This window comes from Peterkaempfera griseoplana, from assembly GCF_001418575.1.
GTDB classification, from domain to species: Bacteria; Actinomycetota; Actinomycetes; order Streptomycetales; family Streptomycetaceae; genus Peterkaempfera; species Peterkaempfera griseoplana.
In genome coordinates this window covers 1-5447 of the sequence record NZ_LIQR01000074.1, presented here as the reverse complement: position 1 = coordinate 5447, position 5447 = coordinate 1, and the positions used below count along the sequence as shown (strand labels likewise).

Sequence of the window (5447 nt, the reverse complement as noted above, 5' to 3'; positions counted from 1 at the left end):
CTCCCGCACCCGCTCCGACAGGTCGGACGGACTCAGCAGCGAGACCGCGAGCATCCGGTCCACCGCCGCCAGGCTGCGCACCACCCAGGGCAGCACCGGCCAGCCGACGATCAGTACGGCCAGGGCGACCCCGAAGGTGAACACGCCCCAGGGCAGCAGCACCACGAAGTACAGGGCCGCCCGCCAGCTCAACCCGTCGGCCAGCATCGCCGCCAGCCACCCCGCGACACCCGGGCGGCGCGGCACCAGCGGGCTCGGCGCGGGGATGCGCTCGCCCAGCAGCCGCTCCACCCGCAGCCGCTCCACCGCGGCCAGCCCCCGGCAGCCCAGCAGGCCAAGCGCCAGCAGCGGCAGACCCACCACGGTCACGGCCAGGCCCGCGCCCAGCGACAGCAGGACCACGGTGTAGACGAACCCCACCAGGCCCATGGGGAAGCTCAGCAGCAGATGACCCACCGCGGCCCAGGTCTCCGCCCCGTAGAGGGGACGGGGCTCAGTCGCCCGGTCCCCGCCTGGAACCCTGGATCTCTCCGAGAGGCGCTGTCGGCCCTCCATGGTGTGTACCGTCCCTCTCCCGATCGACCCGGCCGCGACCGCGGCCGGATCCCCAGCTGACAAGGTCCAAGCCTGCCGTCCGTGGACGGTCCGCGGCCATGGGGCTGATCGCCCTCCACAGGCGGGGGATAACCCCACCCCGGGCGGCGGTGGGCCGGCCGGCCGGAAAGTGTCGCCGTCTTGCACCGCGGGAGGGGTGCACAGGCGGGGGGTGGGTGGACCTAGACTCCCAGGCGTACGAAAGTCATGGCTGCGTAAAGGGACACCGATCATGGAGGCAACGCAGGCGCCCCACGCGGTGGGGCAGCTCGCACAGCAGGCCGCCGCGGCTGCGGCCGACCCCTCGAAGGGCACCGGCTACTTCCACGCGTACTCGGCGGTGGGCCTGCTGGCCGTCGTCGGCGTGCTCTTCGTCGCGGTCGCGTTCACCGCCAACCGCCTCATGCGGCCGGTGGCGCCCACCGCTGAGAAACTCCTCGCCTACGAGTGCGGCGTGGACCCGGTGGGGGAGGGCTGGGCGCAGACCCAGATCCGCTACTACATCTACGCCTTCCTCTATGTGATCTTCGCGGTGGACGCGATCTACCTGTTCCCCTGGGCCACTGTGTTCGCAGCGCCCGGCTACGGCGCAGGGACGCTGGTGGAGATGTTCGTCTTCGTCGGGTTCCTCGCGGCCGGCCTGCTCTACGCCTGGAAGAAGGGCGTCCTGGAATGGACGTGATCCCTGCTCGCAGCTCCCACGGCACCGGGTCGGACCCGGGCTCCGGCCACGGACACGGCCACGGTTCCGCCGTGGGCGGCCCGGTCCAGCTGGGCATCCCCGACCCGTCGCAGCCCGGCGAGGCCGCCCCGCGGCGTGGCATCGGCCCGCTGGCCAGGCTGGCGCCCGACCCGGTGAAGGTCGTCCTCAACTGGGGCCGCCGCTACAGCCTCTGGTGCTTCAACTTCGGTCTGGCCTGCTGCGCGATCGAGTTCATCGCCGCCTCGATGGCCAAGCACGACTTCATCCGGATGGGCGTCATCCCCTTCGCCCCCGGGCCGCGCCAGGCCGACCTGATGATCGTCTCCGGCACCGTGACCGACAAGATGGCCCCGGCCGTCAAGCGGCTCTACGAGCAGATGCCCGAACCCAAGTACGTGATCTCCTTCGGCGCCTGCTCCAACTCCGGCGGCCCCTACTGGGACTCCTACTCGGTCACCAAGGGCGTCGACCAGATCATCCCGGTGGACGTCTACGTCCCCGGCTGCCCGCCGCGGCCGGAGGCGCTGCTCCAGGGCATCCTCAAGCTGCAGGAGAAGATCGCCCGCGAGTCCCTGGCCGAGCGCTACGCCGACAACGGCGACGAAGGCGGCAACGGCCGTAACGGTGAGGGCCGGAACGGTAAGGGCCGGAACGGTGGGGCGTCCGCGGCACCCGGGGCGGCCGCCCGCATCCCCGACGCCGCGCTGCGCCGCCCGCTGGTCGCCGGCCCCGCCGATGACACCCCCGGAGCAGAGCAGTGACCCTCCACCGCATCCCGCGCTCCCCGGAGGACGTCGCGGCCGCCGTCGGCGAATGGGCCGCAGCGGAGGAGAGCCACCAACTGCTCACGGTGGACGTACCGGCCGACCACTGGACCGAGGCGCTCACCGCGGCCCGGGACGCCCTCGGGCTGGCCTACTTCGACTGGCTGAGCGCCGTCGACGAACTGGCCGAGGGCTTCTCGGTGGTCGCCCACCTCGCCGCCGTCGGCGACGCGGCCCCGGTCCGGCATCTGCTGCTGCGTACCCGGGTTCCGCGGGACGCCGCCTCGCTGCCGACCGCCACCGGCGTCTACGCCGGCGCCTCCTGGCACGAGCGGGAGACCCACGAGATGTTCGGCATCGACTTCCCGGGTCACCCGGGACTCGCGGTGCTGCTGCTCCCGGACGGCTTCGAGGGGCACCCGCTGCGCAAGGAGTTCGTGCTGGCCGCAAGGGTCGCCAAGGCCTGGCCCGGCGCCAAGGAGCCCGGCGAGAGCGACCACGGCGAGGGCCAGCCGGCGGCCGGACGCCGTCGGATGCTGCCGCCGGGAGTGCCGGACCCCAACGAATGGGGACCGCTCAAGGGCACCCTGCCGCCGGTCGCCGAACGCCCCGCCCGGGGCGCCCGTGCCGGAGCGGCGGGGCGTGCTGCGGCCGCGGCCGGGACGGCGGGGGAGCGTCCGGTGCGCGCCGATCGTCCCCGTCGTACCCGGAGCGTCAGCGCCGGCTCGGCCAGTCAGGCCGCCGCCCCGGAGGCTGCCGAGGCCCCGGACGAGGTCGGTACCCAGGTCCAGAGCCCGCAGACCTCCGACGACACCGGCGCGCAGCCGGCCGCCGGAGCCACGCCCGGCCCGCAGCGGGAACGCCGCCGGACCCCCGACGCGCCCTGGCAGACAGCGCCCAGCCCGGAACCCCGGCCCGAGGGCGAGCCCGAGCCGGAGGCCCGGGGCGAGGCAAGCACTGCCGAGCCCGGGACTGAGCCCAAGCCCGAGGCCAAGCCCGCGACCGGGCCTGCAGCGGGCAGTGCCGAGCCCGCGCCCGGTACCTCGGAGCCGCAGTCCGCCGCCGAGCCGCAGCCTGAGCCCGGCACGGGTTCCGGGCCTGCGACCGGTACCTCCGAGCCGCAGCCTGAGCCCGGCACTGCTGCCGAGCCCGCGTCCGGGCCCGCGACCAGCGACCCCGCGCCCGCAGCCGGCAGCGCCCAGCCGCGGTCCGACGCCGAGCCGCAGCCTGAGCCCGGCACGGGTGCCGAGCCCGCGACCGGGCCCGCGACCAGCGACCCCGGGCCTGCGACCGGCAGCGCCGAGCCGCAGAACGACACCGAGCCCCGCCCGGATGGAGACGGCGCATGACCTTGCTGGACGCGCTGCTCCGCTGCGTCGCCACCCTTGTGGTCTTCCTGGTGGTCCCCCTGGTCATCGGCCAGAGCGAGCACAAGGTGATGGCCCATATGCAGGGCCGGCTGGGCCCCATGTACGCAGGCGGCTTCCACGGCTGGGCACAGCTGGTGGCCGACGGCGTGAAGTTCGTGCAGAAGGAGGAAGTGGTCCCCTCCGGCGCGGACCGCCGCATCTTCCGCCTGGCCCCGGCCGTCGCCCTGCTGCCCTATCTGGTGGTGCTGATCGCCGTCCCGCTCGGGCCGAACGGCCTGGTCGGTCAGGCGGTCGACGCCGGTCTGTTCTTTGTGCTGGCCGTGATGGGCATCGGTGTGCTCGGCTCGCTGATGGCCGGATGGGCGTCCGCCAACAAGTTCTCCCTCCTCGGCGGTCTCCGCACCGCCGCGCAGCTGATGTCGTACGAACTGCCGATGCTGCTCGCCGCCGCATCGGTGGCCATGGCGGCCGGGACCCTCTCCCTCCCCGGGATCGTCGACGCCTTCCACTGGTGGTGGATCCCGTGGCAGATCATCGGCGGATTCGTCTTCTTCACCGCGGGCCTGGCAGAACTGCAGCGGCCGCCGTTCGACATGCCGGTGGCCGACTCCGAGATCATCTTCGGCGCCTACACCGAGTACACCGGGCTGCGGTTCGCTCTCTTCCTTCTCGCCGAGTACGCGGGCATCCTCGTCCTCTGCGCGCTGACCACCGTCCTCTTCCTCGGGGGCTGGCACGGTCCGTTCTCCGACGGGCTGGGCTGGCTCTGGACGCTGCTGAAGACCCTGGTGCTGGCGTTCGTGGTGATCTGGCTGCGGGTGACCTACCCCCGGCTGCGCCAGGACCAGCTGATGCGCTTCGGCTGGACCGTGCTCATCCCGCTCTCCCTCGCCCAGCTGCTTCTCACCGGCATCGTCAAGGTGGTGATCTCCTGATGGCTCCCCTCCCCGGCCGCGGCCTGGCCAAAGGCCTTGCTGTCACCCTGCGGACGATGACCCGCAGGGCCGTCACCGCGCAGTACCCCGAGGTGCAGCCCGAGCTGCCGCCGCGCAGCCGCGGCGTCATCGGCCTGCTCGAGGAGAACTGCACGGTCTGCATGCTCTGCGCCCGTGAGTGCCCCGACTGGTGCATCTACATCGACTCCCACAAGGAGACGCTGCCCGCGGCCGATCCGGGTGCCCGGGCGCGTACCCGCAATGTGCTCGACCGCTTCGCCATCGACTTCTCGCTCTGCATGTACTGCGGTATCTGCATCGAGGTGTGTCCTTTCGACGCGCTCTTCTGGTCGCCGGAGTTCGAGTACGCCGAGACCGACATCCTCGACCTCACCCATGAGCGGGACCGGCTCCGCGAGTGGATGTGGACCGTGCCCGCCCCGCCTGCCCTGGACCCCTCCGCCGAGGAGCCCAAGGAGATCGCCGCCGCCCGCAAGGCCGCCGACAAGCTCGCCGCCGCCGCGGTAGCAGCCCGTGCCACGCCTCCCACCGCGTCCGACAGCGCTGGGGACGCCACCGGAACCGCTACGGCCACCTCGGCGGAGAGCGCAGAGGAGCAGCAGGACAAGTGACCGCAGCCCCCGCCACCTCCGTCCTCCTCGCCGCCGGCCCGCTCTCCTCACAGGGCCACTCCTTTCTCTCGCCCACCGGGGTCGAGATCGTCTTCGTGCTGGTCGGTCTGGCCGTCCTCGGCTCGGCCGTGCTCTCCGTCAGCACCCGCCAGCTGGTCCACGCCGCGCTCTGGCTGGTGGTGGCGCTCGGTGGCCTTGCCGTCGAGTTCCTGCTGCTGACCGCCGAGTTCATCGCCTGGGTCCAGGTCCTCATCTACATCGGCTCCGTCGTGGTGCTGGTGCTCTTCGGGCTGATGCTCACCAAGGCACCCATAGGCCGCTCCCCGGATGCCGACTCCGGTAACCGGCCGGTCGCCCTGGGGGTGGCCGCGGTGGCCGCCGCCACGCTGGTCACCCTGGTTGTCGACGCGTTCCGCACCACCTGGGTGGACCTCGGCGCCGGATCCGGC

General features: G+C 72.8%; 7 protein-coding genes. 6 read left to right on the top strand and 1 reads right to left on the bottom strand.

Going from position 1 to position 5447, the window contains the following annotated elements:
• On the bottom strand, positions 1-555 hold a 555-nt coding region (locus tag AOK09_RS39970), incomplete at its 3' end, for a sensor domain-containing protein (protein WP_169796995.1).
• 271 nt (positions 556-826) lie between these two features.
• On the opposite strand from AOK09_RS39970, the gene AOK09_RS05870 reads away from it, so the two are divergent.
• The 6 genes from AOK09_RS05870 to AOK09_RS05845 all read left to right on the top strand — a co-directional run.
• On the top strand, positions 827-1276 hold the full coding sequence (locus AOK09_RS05870; RefSeq protein WP_079062792.1) for an NADH-quinone oxidoreductase subunit A: 450 nt from the start codon (positions 827-829) through the stop codon (positions 1274-1276).
• Entirely contained in the window at positions 1267-2058 is a 792-nt protein-coding gene (locus tag AOK09_RS05865; RefSeq protein ID WP_245687141.1) for an NADH-quinone oxidoreductase subunit B, read from the top strand. Before AOK09_RS05870 ends, AOK09_RS05865 begins: the two co-directional genes overlap by 10 nt.
• Positions 2055-3410, top strand: a complete 1356-nt coding sequence (locus AOK09_RS05860; protein WP_063795852.1) for an NADH-quinone oxidoreductase subunit C — start codon at positions 2055-2057, stop codon at positions 3408-3410. Before AOK09_RS05865 ends, AOK09_RS05860 begins: the two co-directional genes overlap by 4 nt.
• Entirely contained in the window at positions 3407-4366 is a 960-nt protein-coding gene (nuoH, locus tag AOK09_RS05855) for an NADH-quinone oxidoreductase subunit NuoH (protein ID WP_055586044.1), read from the top strand. Before AOK09_RS05860 ends, nuoH begins: the two co-directional genes overlap by 4 nt.
• Positions 4366-4998, top strand: a complete 633-nt coding sequence (locus AOK09_RS05850) for a NuoI/complex I 23 kDa subunit family protein (RefSeq protein WP_055586043.1) — start codon at positions 4366-4368, stop codon at positions 4996-4998. The genes nuoH and AOK09_RS05850 overlap by 1 nt, the downstream gene beginning before the upstream one ends.
• The coding region (locus AOK09_RS05845; protein ID WP_169796994.1) for an NADH-quinone oxidoreductase subunit J family protein at positions 4995-5447 on the top strand (453 nt) is incomplete at its 3' end. The genes AOK09_RS05850 and AOK09_RS05845, both read left to right, overlap by 4 nt.